General features: G+C 72.9%; 25 protein-coding genes. 10 read left to right on the top strand and 15 right to left on the bottom strand.

Features of this window, described 5'->3' with window-relative positions:
* Positions 1-243: 243 nt before the first annotated feature.
* The gene (locus BIV03_RS01920) at positions 244-888 is read right to left on the bottom strand and encodes a HEAT repeat domain-containing protein (RefSeq protein ID WP_071294435.1); all 645 of its coding nucleotides are present in this window, start codon (positions 886-888) and stop codon (positions 244-246) included.
* A gap of 105 nt (positions 889-993) precedes the next feature.
* Between BIV03_RS01920 and BIV03_RS01915 the strand changes: the two genes are divergently transcribed.
* Positions 994-1,947: an aldo/keto reductase gene (locus tag BIV03_RS01915; protein ID WP_071294434.1), complete on the top strand. Its 954-nt coding sequence runs from the start codon at positions 994-996 to the stop codon at positions 1,945-1,947.
* Between the two features lie 83 nt (positions 1,948-2,030).
* Here BIV03_RS01915 and BIV03_RS01910 read toward each other — a convergent pair whose 3' ends face one another.
* Together BIV03_RS01910 and pyrE are read right to left on the bottom strand one after the other, a co-directional pair.
* Complete coding sequence (locus BIV03_RS01910; protein ID WP_071294433.1) at positions 2,031-4,229, bottom strand: septum formation family protein; 2,199 nt, start codon at positions 4,227-4,229, stop codon at positions 2,031-2,033.
* The gene (gene pyrE, locus BIV03_RS01905) at positions 4,226-4,777 is read right to left on the bottom strand and encodes an orotate phosphoribosyltransferase (RefSeq protein ID WP_071294432.1); all 552 of its coding nucleotides are present in this window, start codon (positions 4,775-4,777) and stop codon (positions 4,226-4,228) included. The genes BIV03_RS01910 and pyrE overlap by 4 nt, the downstream gene beginning before the upstream one ends.
* Positions 4,778-4,864: 87 nt before the next feature.
* Between pyrE and BIV03_RS01900 the strand changes: the two genes are divergently transcribed.
* Both BIV03_RS01900 and BIV03_RS01895 read left to right on the top strand, forming a co-directional pair.
* A complete protein-coding gene (locus BIV03_RS01900; RefSeq protein WP_071294431.1) occupies positions 4,865-6,532 on the top strand; it encodes a hypothetical protein in 1,668 nt (555 codons plus the stop codon).
* 77 nt (positions 6,533-6,609) lie between these two features.
* Complete coding sequence (locus BIV03_RS01895; protein ID WP_139201829.1) at positions 6,610-7,947, top strand: M23 family metallopeptidase; 1,338 nt, start codon at positions 6,610-6,612, stop codon at positions 7,945-7,947.
* Here BIV03_RS01895 and BIV03_RS01890 read toward each other — a convergent pair.
* Genes BIV03_RS01890 through BIV03_RS01865 form a run of 6 tightly spaced genes read right to left on the bottom strand, consistent with a single transcriptional unit; the run spans position 7,944 to position 10,997 of the window.
* Positions 7,944-8,795 (bottom strand): aminoglycoside 3'-phosphotransferase, encoded by an 852-nt coding sequence (locus BIV03_RS01890; RefSeq protein ID WP_071294501.1) that lies wholly within the window; start codon positions 8,793-8,795, stop codon positions 7,944-7,946. The genes BIV03_RS01895 and BIV03_RS01890 overlap by 4 nt on opposite strands.
* A 7-nt stretch (positions 8,796-8,802) precedes the next feature.
* Positions 8,803-9,396 carry a hypothetical protein gene (locus BIV03_RS01885; protein WP_071294430.1) on the bottom strand — a complete coding sequence of 198 codons (594 nt, stop codon included), beginning with the start codon at positions 9,394-9,396 and terminating at the stop codon, positions 8,803-8,805.
* On the bottom strand, positions 9,393-10,001 hold the full coding sequence (locus BIV03_RS01880; protein ID WP_071294429.1) for a hypothetical protein: 609 nt from the start codon (positions 9,999-10,001) through the stop codon (positions 9,393-9,395). The genes BIV03_RS01885 and BIV03_RS01880 overlap by 4 nt, the downstream gene beginning before the upstream one ends.
* Entirely contained in the window at positions 9,998-10,366 is a 369-nt protein-coding gene (locus BIV03_RS01875; protein ID WP_071294428.1) for a hypothetical protein, read from the bottom strand. Before BIV03_RS01875 ends, BIV03_RS01880 begins: the two co-directional genes overlap by 4 nt.
* Positions 10,363-10,554, bottom strand: a complete 192-nt coding sequence (locus tag BIV03_RS01870) for a hypothetical protein (RefSeq protein WP_070417057.1) — start codon at positions 10,552-10,554, stop codon at positions 10,363-10,365. The genes BIV03_RS01875 and BIV03_RS01870 overlap by 4 nt, the downstream gene beginning before the upstream one ends.
* A complete protein-coding gene (locus BIV03_RS01865; protein ID WP_070419251.1) occupies positions 10,551-10,997 on the bottom strand; it encodes an Asp23/Gls24 family envelope stress response protein in 447 nt (148 codons plus the stop codon). Before BIV03_RS01865 ends, BIV03_RS01870 begins: the two co-directional genes overlap by 4 nt.
* 120 nt (positions 10,998-11,117) lie before the next feature.
* On the opposite strand from BIV03_RS01865, the gene BIV03_RS01860 reads away from it, so the two are divergent.
* Together BIV03_RS01860 and BIV03_RS01855 are read left to right on the top strand one after the other, a co-directional pair.
* Positions 11,118-11,954 carry an exodeoxyribonuclease III gene (locus BIV03_RS01860; protein ID WP_070417058.1) on the top strand — a complete coding sequence of 279 codons (837 nt, stop codon included), beginning with the start codon at positions 11,118-11,120 and terminating at the stop codon, positions 11,952-11,954.
* Between the two features lie 97 nt (positions 11,955-12,051).
* Positions 12,052-12,309 carry a hypothetical protein gene (locus BIV03_RS01855; RefSeq protein ID WP_070417059.1) on the top strand — a complete coding sequence of 86 codons (258 nt, stop codon included), beginning with the start codon at positions 12,052-12,054 and terminating at the stop codon, positions 12,307-12,309.
* Between the two features lie 4 nt (positions 12,310-12,313).
* Here the strand turns inward: BIV03_RS01855 and BIV03_RS01850 are convergent, their stop codons facing one another.
* Positions 12,314-12,721 carry an aldehyde dehydrogenase gene (locus BIV03_RS01850; protein ID WP_071294427.1) on the bottom strand — a complete coding sequence of 136 codons (408 nt, stop codon included), beginning with the start codon at positions 12,719-12,721 and terminating at the stop codon, positions 12,314-12,316.
* Between the two features lie 62 nt (positions 12,722-12,783).
* Positions 12,784-13,707, bottom strand: coding sequence for an AEC family transporter (locus BIV03_RS01845; protein ID WP_071294426.1), 924 nt, complete (start codon positions 13,705-13,707; stop codon positions 12,784-12,786).
* Positions 13,708-13,780: 73 nt separating this feature from the next.
* Here BIV03_RS01845 and BIV03_RS01840 point away from each other — a divergent pair, with 73 nt between their 5' ends.
* The 3 genes from BIV03_RS01840 to BIV03_RS01830 all read left to right on the top strand — a co-directional run bounded on the left by BIV03_RS01840 (position 13,781) and on the right by BIV03_RS01830 (position 15,730).
* On the top strand, positions 13,781-14,377 hold the full coding sequence (locus tag BIV03_RS01840) for a nitroreductase family protein (RefSeq protein WP_071294425.1): 597 nt from the start codon (positions 13,781-13,783) through the stop codon (positions 14,375-14,377).
* Between the two features lie 79 nt (positions 14,378-14,456).
* Positions 14,457-14,891: an acyl-CoA thioesterase gene (locus BIV03_RS01835; RefSeq protein WP_083295084.1), complete on the top strand. Its 435-nt coding sequence runs from the start codon at positions 14,457-14,459 to the stop codon at positions 14,889-14,891.
* An 80-nt stretch (positions 14,892-14,971) separates the two neighbouring features.
* Complete coding sequence (locus BIV03_RS01830; protein WP_071294424.1) at positions 14,972-15,730, top strand: HAD-IIB family hydrolase; 759 nt, start codon at positions 14,972-14,974, stop codon at positions 15,728-15,730.
* 32 nt (positions 15,731-15,762) lie between these two features.
* Here the strand turns inward: BIV03_RS01830 and BIV03_RS01825 are convergent, their stop codons facing one another.
* A complete protein-coding gene (locus BIV03_RS01825; protein WP_070417063.1) occupies positions 15,763-16,386 on the bottom strand; it encodes a phosphoribosylanthranilate isomerase in 624 nt (207 codons plus the stop codon).
* Between the two features lie 76 nt (positions 16,387-16,462).
* Entirely contained in the window at positions 16,463-17,515 is a 1,053-nt protein-coding gene (locus BIV03_RS01820) for a serine/threonine-protein kinase (RefSeq protein WP_071294423.1), read from the bottom strand.
* Between the two features lie 198 nt (positions 17,516-17,713).
* Between BIV03_RS01820 and BIV03_RS01815 the strand changes: the two genes are divergently transcribed.
* Positions 17,714-17,917: a DUF2945 domain-containing protein gene (locus BIV03_RS01815; RefSeq protein WP_070417065.1), complete on the top strand. Its 204-nt coding sequence runs from the start codon at positions 17,714-17,716 to the stop codon at positions 17,915-17,917.
* Between the two features lie 4 nt (positions 17,918-17,921).
* Here BIV03_RS01815 and BIV03_RS01810 read toward each other — a convergent pair whose 3' ends face one another.
* Positions 17,922-18,671, bottom strand: a complete 750-nt coding sequence (locus BIV03_RS01810; RefSeq protein ID WP_254790685.1) for a DedA family protein — start codon at positions 18,669-18,671, stop codon at positions 17,922-17,924.
* A 51-nt stretch (positions 18,672-18,722) separates the two neighbouring features.
* Entirely contained in the window at positions 18,723-19,865 is a 1,143-nt protein-coding gene (locus BIV03_RS01805) for an ROK family transcriptional regulator (protein ID WP_217637336.1), read from the bottom strand.
* 36 nt (positions 19,866-19,901) lie between these two features.
* Here BIV03_RS01805 and BIV03_RS01800 point away from each other — a divergent pair, with 36 nt between their 5' ends.
* Positions 19,902-21,614 carry a beta-N-acetylhexosaminidase gene (locus tag BIV03_RS01800; RefSeq protein WP_083403135.1) on the top strand — a complete coding sequence of 571 codons (1,713 nt, stop codon included), beginning with the start codon at positions 19,902-19,904 and terminating at the stop codon, positions 21,612-21,614.
* Positions 21,615-21,786: the final 172 nt, after the last annotated feature.

The following is a 21,786-nucleotide window of genomic DNA, read 5'->3' as shown; positions in this document are numbered from 1 at the left end:
TCACGCAAGCCGATCCGGCCTGTTCGGCATCCCGAATCCCGGTGTTCCCCGACCCGCCCCGGAACGGCCTGGAGGCGCGGGGCGGCGGCGAATCGCGCCTCCCGTCCGTCGTCGGGTCGCGCCCACCGCGTTTCGTGCGCAGGAATGGTCGGGTCGCCTCCGCCGACTCGACCGTTTCTGCTCACGAAACGACGCGGCGCGGGACGCGCGGGGCGCGCGGCGCGACGCGACGCCCCGCGCGCGCTACCCCTTCGCGGAGCGGGTGCGGCCGAGGGCGACCTCGCGGCGGGCGCGCTCGACGGCGAGGGCACTCGCGGCGTCCGGGTCACGGAGGAGGCGGTCGACCTCGGCCACGTGCGCACGGACGTCGTCCGCACCGCGCGCCGAGGCGTCGTCGAGGACCGGTCGCACCGCGTCCTCGCCGAGTGCGACCAGGGCGCGGGACAGACTGAGCCGGGTCTCCTGGTCGCCACGGCCGAGGTGCTCCGCAAGCGTCCGGGCGAGGGCGTCCCGCTCGGCGTCGGGGACGAGTGCGGCAGCGGTTCGCCACGCCGCTCGGAGGACCCCGACGTCGGAGTCCCGCAGCAGGGGCCGCACCGACGGCCAGACCGCGGGGTCGCCGATCTTCGAGAGGATGTGCAGCGCCTGGCTCCGGGCCTGCGGCAGCGGTCGGTCGAGCTCGGGCAGCACCCGACGGACGACCGCGTCGGCGGGGAGCCGGATGAGCGCCCACGTGAGCATGTCGCGGACGAAGAAGTCCGGCTCGACGGCGCACTGCTCCACCAGCACGTCGAGGTCCGCCGGGTCCGGGTGCGTCCCCGCTGCCATGACGGCGCGGAGGCGGACGGACGAGCGCGGGTCGGCGAGTGCGGTGGTGAGCGCGGACATGGCCCCATGCAAGCGCACCGTCCTGCGTGACGTCCGGAGACCGCCCGCCAAGGGTCGAGGCATAGCGTGGGCGGGTTCGTTCGACACGACCACGAAAGGATCCCCATGCCCCGCATCGGTACCAGTGACCTCACGGTGTTCCCCCTCGCCCTCGGCGGCAACGTCTTCGGTTGGACGGCCGACGAGCAGACCTCCCACCAGGTGCTCGACGCCTACACCGCGGCCGGCGGCGACTTCGTCGACACCGCGGACGTCTACTCCGCCTGGGCGCCCGGGAACTCCGGCGGTGAGTCCGAGCAGGTCATCGGCTCGTGGTTCGCGACGTCCGGCAAGCGCGACGACGTCGTCATCGCCACGAAGGTCTCCCAGCACCCGCAGTTCCAGGGCCTTTCCGCCGCGAACGTCGCCGCGGCCGCACGCGCGAGCCTCGAGCGGCTCGGCACCGACCGGATCGACCTGTACTACGCGCACTTCGACGACGAGTCGACCCCGCTCGAGGAGACCGTGCGCGCGTTCGACCAGCTCGTGCGCGACGGCCTCGTCCGGTACACGGCCATCTCGAACTACTCGAAGGAGCGTGCGGCGGAGTGGATCCGCATCGCGCGGGAGAACGACCTCGCCCTGCCCGTCGCGATCCAGCCGCACTACAACCTGGTCACCCGCGAGCCGTACGAGTCGGACATCGCTCCCCTGGCCGCCACCGAGCACCTCGGGGTCGTGCCGTACTTCTCGCTCGCGGCGGGCTTCCTCACCGGGAAGTACCGCACGAAGGAGGACTTCGCCGGCAAGGACCGCGAGGGCCAGGTCTCCGGCTACTTCAACGAGGCGGGGCTCGCGGTGGTCGACGCGCTCGCCACGATCGCCCAGGACCGCGGCACCGAGGTCGCGACGGTCGCCCTCGCGTGGCTGCAGGCGCAGCCGGACGTCGTCGCGCCGATCGCCAGCGCACGCAACACCGAGCAGCTGCCGGCACTGCTGGCGTCGGCGGAGCTGGAGCTCAGCGCCGACGAGCTGCGGACCCTCTCCGACGTGTCGGGGAAGGTCTCGGCCGCGGCCTGACACCGGCGCGGCCGACCCGGGACGACATCATCGACGTCGTACGACCTCGGTGATGTCGTTCCGGGTCCGCCCGCCCCAACCGGCTAGGCGCTCGGCGCGACCGACCCCGTCATCGTGTCGCCCGACGACCGGGTGACGAAGCACGAGATGAACGTGTCCCCCTGGTCCCACGTCTCCTGGTCGGGCGCGTAGGACCCTTGCACCTGCACGTCGCCGTACGCCGCCGCGGCCGAGGCGTTCAACGCCGCCGAGGTCTGGCACTGCTCGGCCGCCTGGGCCGCGAGCGCGTCCGGCCCGGGCCACTGGTTCGCCGAGACGGGCAACCGCGCGGTGAGCTGGGCGACGTGCGGCGTCTGGCAGTCGACGACCGTGTAGGTCTGGGCCCATGCGTTCGTGAACGGCGACAGGCACTCCCCGCCGGCGAGGTCGGTCCACGCGTGCTCGCCCGGGGCCGCCGGCGTCGTCGCGAACTGCAGCGTCTGCAGGGTGTCCGACGCCGCGGGGGTCGACGCCGCCGCCGACGGGGTCGTCTTCGGGGTCGCCGCCGACGACGCCGAGGCCGCCGAGGTCGACGTCGGCGCTGGCGTGCGCTCCTCGATCGAGTTGCCGAGGATCCACCGCGTCAGCGCGAACACGGCGACGAGCAGCACGACGATGAGCGCGACCGAACCCCAGATGAGCAGCCGCTTCCCGCGCTGTCCCTCGTTCCGGAGCTTGGCGAAGCCCTCGTTGATGAAGTTGTCGCGGTCGCCCCCGCCCGCGGAGGCCGACGGCACCGGCGCCACGGGTGGCACGGGCGTGCGCTCGGGTGCGGGTGCGTGCGCCGGCGTGGCACCGACGGCCGGCATCATGCGCGTTCCGGTGTCGTGCGGGTCGTACCCGGTCCCACCGAGCTGCCCGACCGCCTCGGTCCCGAAGAGGTCCTTGATCGCACTCGTGTCGCTGGTCTCGCGACCGTCCCACTCGGACTGGTCGAGGTCGTCCGGCGCGGCGGCCGGGAGCGGTGCCGGCTCGTCGCGCTGCGGCTCCGGCTCGTGACCGCGGATGCCCATCACGGCGTCGAGGTCCTGCCCGACCGCCGGAGGCAGGTGCGCGGGGTACGCGCTCGGCTCCGCCTCGGAGGCGGCCGGTTCGACCAGCGGCGGGGCAGCCGTGGGCGGCACGGTGCCGTCCGGCTCGGCCCACCACGGGCCGCCGGCGACGGGCAGCGCCGTGGTCGGTTCGTCGGCCTGGAGGCGCGGCTCGTCCTCCGGCGCCGCCGTCGCGTCGTCGAGGTGCCCGGGCTCCACCGCCGCGGTCGGCTCGACGACGGGCGTCCCGCCGACCGGGGTCGGCGGCGCACCCGCGACGACGTCGTCGTCCGGGTCGTCCGAGTCGTCCGGGTCGTCCGAGTCGTCGGCCAGGCTCCACGAGCCGCCGGCGAGCGCCGTCGTGTCGAACGCGTTCGTGGTCAGGGTCGCCGGTACCTCGCCGGCCTCGTCGTCGCGGATCGCCCAGTCGAACGGGCGCTCCTGCCCGCCGGTGCCCTCGCCCTCGGCGATGCGGAGCAGCTCCGTGAAGCTCGGCGGTTCGTCGGTGGCCGGCAGGACGTTCTCCACGCCGACCGGCTGCGGCACGACGGGGAACGCGGGCGCAGCGGGCGCGTCGGCCGGCTGCGAGCCCGTGGCCCGACCGAGCCAGTCGACGTCCTCGCGTCCGGCGCCGAACGGGTCGGTGCGGCGCCGCTCCTCGTCGATCGCACGGTTCTCGGCCGCACGCTGGTCGCGGTGGGACTGGGCGGTCGGCAGGCTGATCGACGACGGGTGCGGTGCGGTCGACGACGGCGGGACCGGGGCCGCTGCGGGGATCCGGTCGGAGAGGGTGGCCCGCTCGGCCTCGGCGTCGGCCTGGGGGTTCTCGGACGGTGCCTCGAGCTGCTCGGGCATCGAGATCGCCTGCGTGGAGTCGTCCTCGGCGGACGACGCGGACGACGCGGACGACGCGGGCGAGGCGGGCGACCCGGACGACGCGGGGGTCACGGGCTCGTCGGACACCACCGGCTCGAACGGGTCCGGCAGGGGCGCGCCGGTCTCGCGCGCGGTCTTCTCTGCCTCGCGCCGCTCACGGCGCGAGGGCCAGTCGTCCGCGCCCCGCGGCGCACCGAAGATGTCGGCGGCACTGCGGAGACCGTGGAACGGAGCGTCCGGGGCGGAGTCGCGCCGTGCCTCCAGTCCGTCGTCCCCGTCTGCGGGACCGGCGGTCTGGTCGGGCTCGTGCGCGTCGTCCGGACGCTCCTCGGTCACGCGCTCAGCCCCAGATCAGCCAGCCCGATCGCCGCGAAGTACGGGTACCCGGCAGCCTCGATCTTCTCCTTCGCGCCGGTGTCGCGGTCGACGACGACGGCCACGGCGGCGATGATCGCGCCCTCGCGCTCGAGTGCCTCGGCGGCCTTGAGCGGCGAGCCGCCCGTCGTCGAGGTGTCCTCGAGCACGATCACGCGCTTGCCGGCGAGGTCCGGCCCCTCGACCTGCTTGCCGCGGCCGTGGTCCTTCGGCTCCTTGCGCACGACGAACGCGTCGTAGGCGAGTCCGCGGGCGGCGGCCTGGTGCAGCACGGCGCTCGCGATGGGGTCGGCGCCCATGGTCAGTCCGCCCACGGCGGCGACGCCCGGCACCTGGCCGATGAGGTCGGTCATCACCTGACCGATGAGCGGGGCGACACGGTGGTCCAGGCTCACCTTGCGGAGGTCGATGTAGTACGTCGCCTTCTTCCCGCTGGTGAGGGTGAAGTCTCCGTGGAACACCGCTTCGTCCGTGATGAACTGGATGAGCTGGTCGCGCGCGTCGGTCACAGCCCACAAGGGTAGCCGGTCGTCCCCGCAGCGCGCTGCCCCGTGTGGGTGGGGTGCGCTGCGAGCCACGCTCGGTACGCTCCGGTCATGTCCTCCGACGCGCGCCCGGTCAGCGAGGTCGTGCGTCCGACGGGCGGCTCGCGGTGGCGCGCGCGACGGCTCGCGGTCGGCCAGGAGGCGCTGGGCGCCCTGGTCGCCCTGGCCCTGGCCGTCATCGCCCTGCGCCACGTCGTCGCGACCTCCAGGGTCGCCCTGCTCTGGTACGACGGGGACTCGGTGCTGCTGCCGCTCGTCGAACGGTCGATGCAGCTCGGGCAGCCGTTCGAGTGGGCGATGTCCCCGGCGCTGTTCTTCTTCCCGGAGCTGCCGGTCTACCTCCTCTGCTCCCTCGTGACGGCCACGCCGCAGCAGGCGCTCGCGCTGAACGGCGTCCTCGTGCTGCTCGCCGTGTACGCGCTCGTCCGGGCCGCGGCGAACGAGCTCATGCCGGCGGCCCGGCGGTCGGCCCGGATCGCGGTGTCCGCGGTCGCCCTCGGGTTCGTGACGCTCCTGGTGCTCACCGAGTCGTCGGCCACCGCGACCTCGTTGGAGCTCGCGTCCCTGCTCCTCACGACGACGTACTACTACGGCGCGGTGCTGGCGATGCTCGGCACCGCGGTGCTCGTGCTCCGTGCGGTGCGGCTCGGGCGGGCGTCCGTCACGGTCCTCGTCGTGCTCGGCCTCGTCGCCGCGTGCACGACGGCGTCGAACCCGCTGTACGTCCCGTGGTCGGCCGCCCCGGTCGTCGTGACCCTCGTGCTCCTGGCACTCGCCCGCCGGCTCCCGTGGCGTCCGGTCGGGCTGCTCGCCGCGACGCTCACCCTCGGGTCCGTCGTCGGGTACCTGCTGCGGATCCCGCTGCGGCCGTTCGTGTCCCTCGACCCGTCGACCTACGTCCAGCCGTCGCGGGCCGGCGAGACGCTCGGGTTCTTCGCCGCGCTCACCGACGACCGCGCGGGGTCGGCGGCGGGCGACGCGGGGCTGCTCCTGCTGCTCGTGGGGGTGCTCCTGTCGGTCGGCGGCACCGTCTGGGCGTGGCGGGTCCGGACCTCGCGGACCGTCCTCGCCGCCGCAGCGCTCCCGCTCGTCACCGTCGTGGCGGTGTCGGTCGGGGTCGTCGTCGCGGGTTCGGAGACCCCGCGCTACCTCGAGCCGATCGTCACGGCGCCGCTGCTCGCCCTGGTCGCTGTCGCCGAGCTCGCCCGCACCGCCGTCCGCCGGACCCAGGTGCACCGGCCGCGACGCGGCATCCGGGCCGTGCTCGCCCTCGCGGCCGCCGGGGTGCTGCTCGCCGGGATCGCCACCGCACCGAGCACCGCCCGCGCGGTCGCACAGGCCCGCTACGACCCGGCGGCCTGCCTCGACCGCTGGGCCGACGGGCGGGACGTCGTCGGGGTCGGGCAGTTCTGGACGGTCCGCCCGCTCGCCACGTACGCGTCCACGAACGTGCAGCTGCTGCAGGTGCGGGACACGTTCGCGACCTACCCCTGGCTCGTCGACCTGGGGGCCTACCGCGACGCCGCGCCGACCTTCGTGGTGATCGGGTCCGGCGACGTCTGGACGACCGCCGTCGAGGACTCGCTCGGCCCGCCCGCGACGATCACCCACTGCACCGGGTTCGACGTGTACGACTACGCCGGGACGTCGGGCGCCGCCGTCCTGCAGCGGGACGTCGTCGACAGTGCCGATGCCGTCCGGCGGGAACGCGGCTTCTGAACGACCGCCCTGCGAAGTTGTCCACAGCCGCGCGGCGACGGCCGATCGTGCCTGAACGGATGTATAGGCTCGTGCCCGTGACTCGTCCCACCAGCCACTCCCGTCCCCGTGCCGCCGTCCGACTCCGTCTCGCCGCCACCGGCCTCGCGCTCGCGGGCCTCGTCGGCACGGTGGTGTTCGACGCGCCGGTGGCGAGCGCGGCGACCTACCCCTCGTGGGACGAGGTCATGGCCGCGCGCGGGCAGGAGTCCGACAAGCAGGACCAGATCACCGAGATCCGCGGCATCATCTCCGGGCTGTCGAGCAAGGTGAAGGCGGCCGAGGCCGAGGCCGAGCGCCTCGGCACCGAGTTCTTCGATGCGCAGAGCGAAGCGCAGGACGCCGCCGAGAAGGAACAGCGGCTCCGCGCCGACGCCGACGACCACGCCGAGGTCGCCGAGCAGAGCGCCGCCCAAGCGGGGCAGTTCGCCGCCCAGATGGCCCGGTCCGGGGGCGCCGACGTCACCGCGTCCGTGATCTCCGGCGGCCAGGACGCCAGCGACCTCCTCTACAACCTCGGTGCGCTCAGCAAGCTCTCCGAGCAGGCCGAACGCGTCGAGGCCGCAGCCACCGCCGACGCCGCCGTCGCCCGGTCCCTCACCGCCCAGGCCGACCGTGCGTCCGAGGCGCTCGACGACCTCGCTGCCGAGGCCGAGCGCCGCATGCAGGCCTCCCAGGCCGCGGCGGACAAGGTGCAGGCCGCCTACGACGAACAGCAGACCAACAAGGCCCGGCTCGACGCCCAGCTCGCGACGCTGACCTCCGGCCGGGTCCGGACCGAGGCCGAGTTCGCCAAGGGCGAGGCCGTGCGCAAGGCGGCGGAGGAGAAGGCCGCGCGCGAGGCGTACCTCCGGGCCATCGCCGCCCAGAACGCCGCGAACGCGGCCAACGCCGGCAGCGGCGGCGGGGGTGGCGGTACCGGCAGCAGCGGCTCGGGTTCCAGCGGTTCGCCGGGGTCCGGCTCGGGGACCGGGTGGGTCCGTCCGGCCAGCGGGTACGTGATCAGCCCCTACGGGTACCGCGTGCACCCGATCTACGGCACCGTGATCAAGCACGACGGCGCCGACCTCGCGAGCGGGTGCTCGACGCCCATCGTCGCGGCGGCGGCCGGCACGGTCGACTACGCCGGCTGGTACGGCGGGTACGGCAACTACGTGCGGATCAGCCACGGCGGCGGGGTCCAGACGGCCTACGGGCACATCGTGAACGGCGGGTTCCGGGTCAGCCCCGGCCAGCAGGTGTCGGCCGGGCAGCTGATCGCGCTCGTCGGCTCCACCGGCAACTCGACCGGCTGCCACACGCACTTCGAGGTCCACGTGAACGGCGCCACCGTCGACCCGGTGCCGTTCATGCAGGCACGGGGCGTGGCCTTCTAGCCGTCCCGTCCGGCATCCGGTCCGGCGCTCGTCCCGTGGGCGGTCTCAGTGCCGGACGCGGTCTCGATGCCGGACGCGGTCTCGATGCCGTCGTCGTCCAGGTTCCACAGCGCCCGGTACCAGGCCGTCCGCTCCTCGTCGACGGGCAGCCCGTACGCCTCGTGGAAGAGTCCGTCCCACCCGGGGCCGTAGTTCCACCCGAGCGCCATCGTCGCCACGCCCAGGTCCGCCCAGCGGTCGGCGATGCCGAGGGCGTCGAGGTCGACGTGCCCGGCGAACCGACCGTCCGCGCCGATCAGGGTGTTCGGCGTGCACGGGTCGCCGTGGCACACCACCACGCGGTCCACGGGCGGCTCCGGACCGAGCGCCTCGGGGTCGGCGCCGGCAGCGCGGGCCCGTCCGGCCCGCTGCACGGTGGACCACTCGAACGGGCAGTCGAGCACGGGCAGGGTGTCGTGCAGCGCCCGCAGTCCCTCACCGGCCGCGATCACGGCCGTGCGCGGTTCGTCGTGCCACCGGGGGTCGACCGCGCTCCACCCCGGCAGCGCGCGGGTGCGGAGCCAGGCCCCCTCGTCGTCGACCCCGTGGTCGAGGAGTTCCGGGACGCGCGCGTACCGGGAGGCCCAGGTCAGGCGTGCGGCCTCGCCGACGGTCCAGGGAGCGTAGGCGTGCGGGAGCACCTTGACGTACTCCTCGGCCAGGCCGTCCGCTCCGATGCGGAACGTCCGGCCACCGATCTCGTTGACCCACACGGCCTGCACCGGACGACCCCGTGCGACGCCACGGACGACCGCGGGCACCGCGACGGCACCCCGCGCGCGGGACAGTCCGTCGATCGAGCGCGGCATGCCGACCTCAGTGCACCCGGTCCGTGCGGCCGGAGCCCGCGCCACCCCGGGCGATCTCGAGCAGGACCGGCAGACGGTCCCCGAGCAGGGCGTCCAGGTCGGCGACGATGTCCTCCACCCCGGTCGTGATGTCGCGCGGCGAGGCTCCGCGACGGGGTCGGACGCGGATCCGGATCGCCCGGCCGCCCCGGACCCGGAACACGTCGACCGCGAGCGAGCCCACCTGCGGCATGGCACCGATCGCCGACGACAGCGCGTGCTGCACCGCGGCGGCGTCGATCCGGACCGAGCCAGCGACCCCGCCAGCGGACCCGTCGTCCTCGACCACGGTGCCGACCCGACCGCCACCGAGCGTCGACAGCACCACGATCGCCAGGACCCCGAGCACCACCGCGCCGCCGAGGACCCAGGTCCACGCCGTCACCGAGGTCTCGCGCGGGACATCCGCGCCGAGGGCGTCGAGCACGCCGGCACGCTCGTGCCACGCCGTGGCCGCCCACGGCAGCGTCTGGACGAGGATCGCCCCGACGCCGAGCACGAGCAGCGCGAGTCCGACCAGCACGAGCGCCGTCCGTCCGACGACGCGGTTCGTCGCGTTCATCCGTCCACCCGTCCGGTCGGCTGCACGCGGACCCGCGCGGTGACGCCGGGTTGCGCGTCGATCGCGGCGAACTCCGCGGTCACGGCGTCGGTCGCGGCGACCGCGGGGACGTCGGCACCCGCGGGCGGGCGGAGCACGACGTCGACCGTCCGACGGCCGACGGTGCCGACGGCCGCGTCAGGCCCGAGCCGGGTGGCCGACCGCGCGGCCCGCGCGGCGGCCGACGCGAGCACCTCGTCGTCGACGACCACGGCGAGCCGCGACGACGACATCGCGTGCCGGGGCCGACGCTGCGGCAGGAGGCCCTGCGCGAGGAACACGAGACCGACCAGCGCGACGATCGCCGCGATGCCGACCACGACGGTCGCGTCGAGTCCGCGGGGCGCCCGGGCGGCGGCGTCCACGACCGCGCGGGGGTCGACACCGAGCGCACGCTGGTCGAGGAACACGAGTGCGGCGGCGAACACGGCGGCCGCGGCGAGCACGAGGGTGACGAGCATCGCCACGACGACCGCTCCCGACCGCGAGGCGTTCGTCTCGCGGCGGACGATCCGGCGGTACACCCGGTCGTGGGTCGGGCCGGGCGGCAGGGAACGCTCGGTCACCGGACCCTCCTCGGGGTGTCGACGACGGACGACGAGAACGTCACGGTCACCCGTTCGACCTGTCGGCCGGTGATGGTGCGAAGCCGCTCGGCGATCGTGCCGCGGGCGCGGTGCGCCGAGGTGGTGACGGGTTCGTCGGGGACCGCGTGGCTCCCCAGCACGGGGACGGCGAGCGGGGCGGTGATCTCGACCGCCAGCCCACCGCGGCCGTCGTCGGCGACCCGGGCACGTGCCTCCTGGAACGGCACCCGGAGCGCTTCGGCAGCGACCGCCTGCGCGGTGTGCACGAGGGCTGCCGAACCGATCCGGTCGGAGCCGGGGACCCGTCCGCCGCTGCCGGGGCCGGCGACGGCGGGCGTGCTCACGACGAGCTCCGGCGTCCGCGCAGCACGTCGAGGAGTCGGCGCACGTCGACGTCGCCGGTGACGATGCGGGCGACGATCCCGCCCACGAGCATGCAGACGGCCACCACGACGAACGCCCAGGCGCCGAGCGTCACGGCGACGATCGCGAGCAGTGCGCCGACGCCCATGCCGACGACGGTGGCGTTCACCGGACGCGGCCCTCGGCGTCGTCGGCGACACCGTTGAGGGCGGGGATGTTCACGTCGTTGATGGCGATGTTGACCTCGGTGACCTCGAGCCCGACGAGCTCGGTGACCGCGGTCGTGACGGCCGCGCGCACCGCGGTGGCGACGTCCATCATCGGCGTCGGGTAGTCCACGACGATCGTCAGGTCGACCGCGACCTGCGTCTCGCCGACCTCGACGCGGACGCCCTGGCCGAGCGCGCTCGAGCCGATCGCGTCACGGATCGCGCCGAACGCCCGGGCCGCGTTGCCGCCGAGCGCGAAGACGCCGGGGACGTCCCGGGCGGCGATGCCGGCGACCTTCGCGACGACCGTGTCGTCGATGATCGTCCGGCCCTTGGTGGTGACCTGCGTCGTCGTGGTGCCGGTCGTCGCGGTCCCGTCGACGCGGTTCGTCGTCGATGCCATGAGTGCCTCCGATGCAGTCTCGTCCTGGTGTCCAGCGAACACCATCGTGCCGTGCTCCGCCCGGGAGCACGGCCCGGCGCGCGGAGCCCCGCCGGGCCGGCGCACGGTAGGTTCGGACCCATGCGCGTGGCGACCTGGAACGTGAACTCCGTCCGCACCCGAGTGGGTCGGATCGTCGACTGGCTGGTGCGCGAGGACGTCGACGTCCTCGGCATGCAGGAGATCAAGTGCAAGCCGGAGCAGTTCCCGGTCGAGGCGTTCGAGGCCGCCGGGTACCAGGTCGAGGCGCACGGCCTGAACCAGTGGAACGGGGTGGCCTTCGCCAGCCGACTCCCGCTCGAGGACGTCACCCGCGACTTCCCCGGCCAGCCCGGGTTCCTCAAGGGGCACGAGGGCCCTGACCTCCCGGTGGAGGCCCGCGCCCTCGGTGTCACGGTCGACGGCGTCCGCCTGTGGAGCCTCTACGTGCCGAACGGGCGCGAGGTCGGCGACCCGCACTACACGTACAAGCTCGACTGGCTCGGGCAGTTGGCCGACCGCACCTCGGAGTGGCTCACCGCGCACCCCGAGCAGCCGCTCGCGCTGATGGGCGACTGGAACGTGGCGCCGCTCGACTCCGACGTGTGGGACGTCTCGGTCTTCGAGGGGCACACGCACGTCACCGAACCCGAGCGCGCGGCCTTCCGGGAGTTCGAGGCGCGTGGCCTGCAGGACGTCGTCCGCCCGATCGTGCCGGACGGCTACACCTACTGGGACTACAAGTCCCTGCGCTTCCCCCGCAACGAGGGCATGCGCATCGACTTCATCATGGGCTCGCAGGCGTTCTCGGACGTCGTGACGGACGCCCGCATCCACCGCGACGAGCGGAAGGGCGACGCGCCGAGCGACCACGTCCCGGTGTCGGTCGACCTCGACCTCGAGACCTCGCTCGACGACGACCGGCCGATGATCTTCTGACGCCTTCTGTTACTCCCCGCGTCCGCCCTCGTTGAGCGGGGCGGACCCAGCGACGTACGTTGCCTGCACCGAACCCCTTCGAGAGCAGGTGAAGCCAATGTCCCGCACGACCCCGTCGACGATCCTTCCGATCCAGCGCGTCATGGCCGACGCCACGCCCCGCGCCTGGAGGGACGGCATCGTCGTCGAGACACGCCCCGCCGACGTGGTGGTCGCGTTCCTCGACGGCGGCGTGACGCAGCTGCGGGTGGCGGACGCCGACACGCTCGTGTCGGTCGGCGACCCGGTCGCCCACCACCCGGCCGCGGAGATCCTCAGCGCCGGCGGTCGGAAGACCACCGCGCGCACCGCGTGACGCGTCAGGCGGTCATCGAGGCCATCATCGCCTCGCACTTCGCGACCATCTCGTCGCACGCCATCGCGCAGTAGCGGCACGACTCGTCCATGTCCGCGTGGCTGCGGCACTCGGCGGCACACGCCGTGCCCATCGCGACGCAGGCCGTGAGCATCGCGCGCATGCTGTCGGCGTCCATGCCCATCGGACGCATCATCATCCGCATGCCGGTGTCGGCCATCATCGCCGTGTTCGAGCACATCGCGGCACAGGTGGCCATGTCGGCACCCATCTGCATGTCACTCGCGGAGCACATCGTCGCGGCCATCGACGCGGCGTTCATCGCCATCATCGTGTCCTGCATGAGTTCAGCGTCCATCGCCACGGGCATCTCGCTCGTGGACATGGTCTTCATCATCGCCATGGTGTCCATCGGGGACCTCCTCTTCCGTTCGGTGGCGCCCACGGTACGCGCCGCCCCGATGCGGCACGCGGCTACGGGTGCAGGAGCGCGGCGACCGCGACCAGCACCGGCACGGAACCGATCGTCGAGATGAGCACCACGTCCCGCGCGACCGGCACCGCCGCCCCGTACCGCTGCGCGTAGTTGAAGACGTTCTGCGCCGCCGGCAGCGCCCCGAGGGTCGTGAGCACGAAGACGTCCTGGTCCCCCAGCCCGAACACGAACCGGGCGAACACGAACGCCACGGCCGGCATCACGACGAGCTTGATCGCCGACGCCACGATGACGTCCGTCCGGATCGCCGGGTCGCGGAGCGGGGTCGCACCGTGCAGGCTCATCCCGAACGACAGCAGGACCACGGGCACGGCGGCCGCGCCGACCAGCGAGAACGGCTCGAGCACGGGCGTCGGCAGGTCGATGCCCGTCGCCGAGAAGACCAGGCCCACGAGCGAGGCGATGATGATCGGGTTCCGGAACGGCCCCGAGACCCGGCGCCACCAGCTCCCGCCCGCCGAGGTCGCGGTGTCCAGGATCGTCAGCGCGATCGGCGCGAGCACGATGAGCTGCAGCAGGATGACCGGCACGACCGCGGTGGCCTGGCCGAGGACGTACACGGCGACCGGCAACCCGATGTTGTTCGCGTTGACGTAGCTCGCGGCGAGCGCCCCGACCGTCGTGGTCGCGAGCGGCCGGCGCAGGACGACCCGGAAGACCACGCCGGCGCCGATGGCCACCACGACCGCGCTGAGCAGGGACACCCACAGCATCGGCGACAGCAGGACGTGGATGTCCGCCGTGGCGATCGTGTGGAAGAGCAGGCAGGGCATGAGCACGAAGAACGCGAGCCGGCTCATCACGAACTGGGCGTGCTGGCCGAGCAGTCCGATGCGTCCGACGACGTACCCGGCGGCGATGATCGCGCCGATGATCGCGAACCCGGTCAACACGCCACCCATCGGCTCCATCCTTGCACCATGTGACGTTGCTCAGGCCGGAAATGCGAACGCATCGAATACCGTTGTGCCCACCATGACCTCGACGAACTCCAGCACGCTCACGCGTTCGACCGACTCCAGCCAGCCCCTCGTCCCCCTGCTCGAGGAGCGGTGGAGCCCCCGTTCCTACGACGAGACCGCGACGATCGACGACGCGGCGTACGACGCGGTCCTCCAAGCCGCTCGCTGGGCCCCGTCGGCCATGAACTTCCAGCCGCGCCGCTTCATCGCCGGCCGCCGTGGCACGGAGACGTTCCGGAAGATCAACGAGAACCTGCTCGGCTTCAACGCCGCCTGGGCCTTCCGCGCCAGCGCCCTGGTCGTCGGCGTGCTCGAGACCGTGACCGAGGACGGCGACGAGCGTCCCTTCGCCCAGTACGACCTCGGCCAGTCCCTCGCGGCCCTGACCGTCCAGGCGCACGCCGAGGGCCTGCACGTGCACCAGATGGCGGGCATCGACGCCGAGGGCCTCCGTGCCGCGTTCGACCTGCCGGAGCGGTTCCTGCCCTACACGGTCACCGCGATCGGCACCGTGGCCGACCCGTCGCAGCTCGACGACAAGGCCGCCGAGCGCGAGGTCGCCCCGCGGACCCGTCTCCCCCTCGACGAGGTCGTCCTCGTCAAGGAGTAGTCCTGCACCACCGCACGCGGCCGCATCCCCATCGGGGTGCGGCCGCTGCCGTGTGCGGCGGGGCGTAGCATGTACTGACATGCAGCACGACGCGAACACCCCCGGCCCCGAGATGAACTTCTACACCCGCAAGTGGGTCCGTCCGGAGGACCTCAACGCCAACGGCACCCTGTTCGGCGGCAGCCTCCTCCGCTGGATCGACGAGGAAGCCGCCGTCTACGCGATCATCCAGCTCGGCAACGGCAAGGTCGTCACGAAGTACATGTCCGAGATCGTGTTCGTGTCGTCCGCGCGCGAGGGCGACATCGTCGAGATCGGTCTCGTCGCCACCCGCTTCGGCCGCACCTCGCTGACGATGCGGGCCGAGGCACGGAACCTCTTCACGCACCGCAGCATCCTCACCATCGACGAGGTCGTGTTCGTCAACCTCGACGAGGACGGGTCCCCGGCGCCGCACGGCTACACCGACATCACGTACGACCGCGACCGGGTGCCCGCCACGCACCGCGCGTGACACCGCAGACATCGCGCAGCGCCGTCCGGGCAGGGCATCGCACCCGGCATGTGATCGGGGGCCTCTGGCAGGATCGGGGCATGACCACGCCCCGCCTCGTCGCCTTCGACCTGGACGACACCCTCGCCCCCTCGAAGTCCGCGCTCGACCCCCGGATGCTCGAGACCTTCGCGTCCCTGCTCGAGGTCGTGCCGGTCGCGGTGATCTCCGGCGGCAACTTCCAGCAGTTCGAGCAGCAGCTCGTTGCACCCCTGCGGCGTCGCGACGGGCTCGTGCTCGACGACCTGCACCTCCTGCCGACCTGCGGCACCGCCTACTACCGGTGGACCGGCGACGACTGGGCGCTCCAGTACGCCGAGGACCTCACCGACGAGCAGAAGGCGCGCGCCCTGGCCGCGGTCGAAGCCGAGGCAAAGGCCGCCGGCTTCTGGGAGTCCGAGACGTGGGGCCCCATCCTCGAGGACCGCGGGTCCCAGATCACGTTCTCCGCGCTCGGCCAGTCCGCTCCGGTGGACGTGAAGAAGCAGTGGGACCCGACGGGCGCGAAGAAGGACGAGCTCCGTCGGCGCGTCCAGGCCGAGCTGCCCGACCTCGAGGTCCGTTCCGGTGGCTCGACGAGCGTCGACATCACCCGCAAGGGCATCGACAAGGCGTACGGCATGCAGCGCCTGGCCGAGATCACGAGCGTCGCGCTCGACGACATGCTGTTCGTCGGCGACCGCCTCGACCCCGAGGGCAACGACTACCCGGTGAAGGCCCTCGGCGTCCCCTGCCACGCGGTCGAGGGCTGGGAGGACACCGACGCGTTCCTCACGGAGCTGATCCCCACCCTGCGCTGACGCGCCGACGGACGGGAGGCGCGGCGAACCACTCAGGGGATGCTGCGGACCGCCTCGACGAACGCCCGGATCTTCGCCTCGTCCTTCACGCCGCGCTCGGACTCGACACCGCTCGACACGTCCACGCCGTCCGGGTCGAGCGACTCGATCGCCGCGACCACGTTGGCCGGCGTCAGCCCGCCCGCGAGGATCCACGCTTCGTCGACCTTCCCCGTGATCGAGGCGGGGTCGATGAGCCGCCCACTGCCCGGCACCGCGGCGTCGAGCAGGAGCAGGTCGTGGTCGTAGGACGCGCGCTGTTCCGGCGTCTCGGCCAGGTAGTCCTCGGCCGCGACCGCCCGGATCGTGAAGAACCCGGCGTCGCGGGCGCGCGCGAAGTCCGTGGCCGACTCGCCGCCGTGCAGCTGCAGCGTGGTGAGCCCCACGGCCGAGGCGATGCCGACGACCTCGTCGATCTCCTGGTCACGGAAGACCCCGACCGCGTCGATGCCGTCCGGCACCCGCTCGACGAGCTCCTTCGCGAGGTCCGCCGTCACGGTCCGGGGGCTGCCGGCGGCGAAGACGAACCCGACCGCGTCCGCACCCGCGTCGATGGCGGCGTCCACGGTCGCAGGGGTCGACAGTCCGCAGATCTTGATCCATCGCTGGTCGGTCATGCCGTCCATCCTGCCAGGGACCCCGGAGGTGCGGAGCGGCCGCCGGCACGGGGTGCGCGGCGGCCGTGCGACCGGCCTAGTGCAGGGTGCCGGCGACGTAGGACGCCCCGCAGGCGACCAGGACGCCGAAGGCCGCGAACGACCCGACGAGCACGTTGCGCCGCCGCCAGCGCCGCACGGTGACGAACGTCCCACGCTTGGCGTGCCGGTGCGCGGCGCGGTGCAGGCGGTGGTCGCGCTTGTGCTTCACACGCTGCGGTCCCAGCGGCACCGGACCGGTGATCTGGGCCGAACCACCGCGGAGGGCGTTCGCGATCGCCACCGCGGTCGGGCGGCGGTCGGGGTTGCGCGCGGTCATCTTCGCGAGGAGGTCCCGCCACTCCGGCGCGATGCCGTCCGGGATCTCGGGGTCGTGGCGGAGCCGTGCGAGTGCCGCCTCGATGAGGGTGCCGGAGTACTCCTGCTTGCCGGTGAGGGCCTCGAGCAGCACCAGTCCGAGCGAGTAGACGTCGGTGGCGAAGCCGATCGGTTCCCCGGCGACCTGCTCGGGGCTGAGGTACGCGGCCGTGCCGATGATGGTGCCGTCGTTCGTCAGGCGCGAGCCGTCGACGAAGTGGGCGACGCCGAAGTCGGTGAGCTTCACGGTGCGCGCGAAGCCCGACGAGCCCTCGTCGCTGATGAGGATGTTCGCCGGCTTGACGTCGCGGTGGACGATGCCGCGCGAGTGCACGTACGCCAGCGCGTCGGCCAGCTGGGCGCCGAGGTCGGCCACCTCGTAGTTGTGCAGGGCGCCCCCGGCGAGCCGGCGCAGGAGCGTCGTGTCCGCGATCAGCTCCATCACGATGTACCGGTGCGGACCGTCCTCGAAGTCGTGGGTGCCGGCGTCGTACAGCGGGATGAGCCCCGGGTGCGACAGCATGCTGAGCAGCCGGATCTCGCGCTCTTGGCGGACCCGGTCGGCCGTGGTCATCGACTCGGGCGTGGCGAAGAGCTTCACGGCGACGGCACGGTAGGTGTGCTCGTCACGTGCTTCGTAGACGGATCCCATGCCGCCCGTGCCGATGAGCTTCACGAGGCGGTAGCGGCCCGACAGGACCGTTTCCGACCGTGTGTCGTTCAGCAGGGTCATGGCTGATGTCGTTCCGTCCGGAGCCGGTGTTCCGTGGCAGTTGCCAACGTGGTGACTCACCCACTACGGTACGCGGCCGCCCCGTGATCCGCGCGGACGTTATGACATCGTGATCGGCCCACTTCCCTGTGTTCATGCGGATGCATCGGGGTACAGTCCGACGTCCGAACAGGTGAGCGATCACGCAAGGAGGACACCATGGCGCTGTCGAAGGGCGACACCGTGCACTGGAACACGTCGCAGGGGAAGACGACCGGCACGCTCGTGCAGAAGCGGGTCTCGGACTTCGAGTTCGACGGCCAGTCGTTCAAGCCGAGCGACGACGACCCGTACTGGATCGTCGAGTCGGAGAAGTCCGGCAAGCGCGCCGCCCACAAGGAGTCGGCGCTGACGAAGGCGTGAGCGCTCAGTCGCCGGCGGGCTCGGCGCGACGACGGCCTCGGGCAGCCACTGCGCCGTGCTCGGCGCGCTGGTTCCGCTCGGCCCGGATGCGTCGGACCCGTCGGACGACGAACGTCACCACGACGACGGCGATCGCCACGTAGAGGACCCGGTCGATCCACTCGGTGTACTGCTCGACCTTGTCGTACTGGGTCCCGAAGGCCGCTCCGAGCAGCACCAGGGCGCTGTTCCAGATCCCGCTCGCGATGATCGTGAACACCGAGAACGTCCCGAGGTGCATCCGGTCCGCTCCGGCCGGCAGCGAGATGAGGCTGCGGACGATCGGCACGAACCGGCCGAAGAAGACCGCGCTCTTGCCGTGCCGGTGGAACCAGTCCGCCGCCGTGCGGAAGTCGTCCTCGTCGACGAGGGGCAGCTTGCCGAGCCAGCGCGTCGTCCGCTCGAAGCCGATGACGGCGCCGAGCCAGTACAGCACCAGTGCGCCGAGGTAGGAGCCGAGGGTCGCGAGCAGCAGGACGAGCACGAGGTTCATCCGGCCGGCACCCGCCAGGAACCCGGCCAACGGCAGGATCACCTCGGACGGGATCGGCGGGAAGACCGTCTCGACGAAGAGCATCAACGCGACGCCCCACTCCCCCAGGGCGTCGATGAGCTGCAGCACGAGGCCGGAGAGCCCGCCCATCTCGGGGTCCGCGGCGGAGTCGCCGGCGGCGACGGTCATGGTGTGGGCAGGCGCAGCCACGGCAGTCGTCATCCCCCGATGGTGCCTGAGTGCCCTGTCAGGACCCGGCACGCAGCCTGGACGTCAGCCGAGTCCCATGTGCGTCGTCCGGACGTGGGTCAGGGAACGGGCGAGGGCGCCGCGGGCCACGGCGTCGCGGCCGACCGTCGACGGGACGATCTCGACGGGGTGCCGGAGCTGCGGCGTGACGATCTCGGTCAGGGCCTCGCAGAACACCGGGGCCGCCGGCAGGACCTCGCCCCCGACGACGACCACCTCGGGGTCGATCGTCGCGATGAGCTGCACGACCCCGGGCGCGACGTCCGCGGCGAGCGCCCGCACGGCCGCGGCGGCGTCCGGGTCGCCTTGCCCGGCCGACGCCATGACGGACTCGACGTCCGTACCGGGGGCGATCCGCGCCTCCAGTCGGGCGGGTGCGCCGGGCCAGCCGGTCGATGCCAGGCCGCCCATCTCGCCGGCCGCCCCGCGCGCACCGCGTGCGAGGGAGCCGTCGACCAGGTAGGCCGCGCCGATCTGGCGACCCATCACCAGGTACAGGCCGTCCTGCACGCCGCGGAAGCGTCCCCACATCGCCTCGGCGGTGGCGGCGAGCTTGGCGTCGTTGTCGAAGAACGTGGTGGCCGTGGGGAACAGGTCGCCGATCCGGCCGGGGACCCGTCGCTCGACCCACTGCGGGACCGCGACGGTGTAGTCGATCTCGCCGGAACGGTCCACGACGGCCGGGACCCCGAAGGTGGCGGCGAGGAGCCGTGACGGGTCGGTGCCCTCGACCAGACGACGGACGACGTCCTGCACGCTCTCCCACGCCTGCTCGGCGGAGGCGAGGTCGGTGTAGACCTCCTCGACCCGGGCGAGCTGCCGACCGCGGAGGTCCGAGCGGAGCCCCACGATGCCGTGCAGCCCGAGGTCGACCCCGAGCACCGACCCGGCCCCGGCGTCCGCGCGGAACCGCTTCGCGCGGCGACCCGCCTTGTTCGGCGTGGCGATCGCCTCGGCCTCGGTGACCCACCCCTCGTCGACGAGGTCGGCCAGCGCCGCCTCGACCGTGGGGCGTGACAGGCCCACGGTCTGCCCGAGCTCGGTGACGGTGTGCGAGCCGTCGTCACGGAAGAGCTCCGCGAGGAGCGCACGCGAGTTGATGAGTCGGAGCATCCCCGGTGTGCTGCCGACGACACCGTTCGGAAGCGTTGACACGGTCTCGTCCACGGCCATAGCCTCCATATTACGAAAGATCATTGAGGAATGGTGGACTCCGACATGCTCATCCCACGGCCGCGCCGCACCGAACCGGGTGCCGGCGCCTTCGCGATCACCCCGTCGACCCGCATCGCCGCAGACGCCGCGAGCGAGTCGGTCCGACTGTACCTGCAGCAGACCCTGCGGGGGTCGACCGGGCTGCCGGTGCGCGACGCCGACGACGCGGCCGGGGTCGACACCGCGCACACGGGCGTGATCGCACTCCGTGTCACCGACGACGACACGCTCCCCGCCGGACCGGCCGGTGACCGCTCCGAGTCGTTCCGGCTGCGGGCCACGGCCGACCGGGTCGAGATCACCGGCGGGGGCCCGGCGGGCGTCTTCTACGGCGTCCAGGCGCTCCTGCAGTCGCTGCCGGCTGACGTCTACCGCAAGGGCCGCGTCGGCACCGGCCCGTGGACGGTCCCGGCGGTCACCGTCGAGGACGCCCCCGCGTTCGCCTGGCGCGGCGTCATGCTCGACGTCGCCCGGCACTTCCGCACCAAGCACGAGGTCATGCGGGTGATCGACCAGCTCGCCGCGCACCGGCTCAACCGACTGCACTTCCACCTCACCGAGGACCAGGGGTGGCGCATCGAGATCCGGAAGTACCCGCGGCTGACCGAGGTCGGCTCGTGGCGGAAGGAGTCGCAGGTCGGGGCGCACGTGCCGGACGCCGACGGGGTGCTGCACCCGGCGGCGTTCGACGGTCGTCCGCACGGCGGCTACTACACGCAGGACGACATCCGCGAGATCGTCGCCTACGCGGCCGACCGGTTCGTCACCGTCGTCCCCGAGATCGAGACGCCCGGGCACGTCCGCGCCGCCCTCGCCGCCTACCCGTCGCTCGGCGTCTCGGGCGAGCCGATCGACGTCTGGACGGAGTGGGGCATCGCCGAGGACGTCCTCAACGCCGAGGAGTCCACGATCGCCTTCTTCCAGGACGTCCTCGACGAGGTCATCGCCCTGTTCCCCTCCGAGTACATCGGCGTCGGCGGCGACGAGTGCCCCAAGGTCCAGTGGGAGGACGACCCCCGCACGCAGGAACGCATCCGCGAGCTCGGCCTCGACGACGAGGAGCAGCTCCAGGCGTGGATCATCGGCCGGCTCGCCTCCCACGTCGAGTCGCACGGGCGGCGGGCGTTCGGGTGGGACGAGATCCTCGAGGGCGGCACGCTCTCGAAGTCCGCGACCGTGCTCTCGTGGCGCGGGCTCACCGGCGCCCGGACCGCGGCGAAGCGGGGCCACGACGTGATCTCCGCACCGGACGACCAGGTGTACCTCGACTACCGGCAGAGCGACCTCGAGACCGAGCCCATCCCGGTGTCGATCGTCCTGTCCGTCGACGACGTGTTCGCCTTCGACCCGGTGCCGGCGGACCTCACCGACGCCGAGCGCGCCCACGTGATCGGCGGCCAGGGCAACATGTGGACCGAGCACGTGGACACCGCCCGCAAGCTCGACTACCAGCTCTTCCCGCGGGTCGCCGCCCTCGCCGAGGCGCTCTGGTCGGCCGACGTCACCGGGCCGCGCGACGTCGCCGAGTTCCGGGGGCGGCTCGCCGAGCACCTCGCTCGGCTCGAGGCGATGGGGATCGAGTACCGGCACGACGCCGGGCCGTTCCCGTGGGAGCAGCGGCCGGGGGTGCCGGGGCGGCCGCACTCGCGCGAGGAGCGTGCGGCCTACATCGACGCCGTCACCGCGAACATCGCGGACTGAGGCCCGGCCGCCCGCGCAGGCGCGCTGGCGCGCGCTGGCGCGCGCTGCGTTTCGTGAGCAGAAACGGTCGGGTCCCGCCTGCCCACCCGACCATTCCTGCTCACGAAGTGCGGTGGTCGCGACCACGGATGGACGGGAGGCGCGGTGCCAGCCGGCCCCCCTCCCTCGCAGG

Source organism: Curtobacterium sp. MCBA15_016 (assembly GCF_001865105.1).
Taxonomy (GTDB): domain Bacteria; phylum Actinomycetota; class Actinomycetes; order Actinomycetales; family Microbacteriaceae; genus Curtobacterium.
The sequence above is the reverse complement of the archived record's forward strand: the minus strand, read 5'-3'. Positions and strand labels throughout refer to the sequence as shown.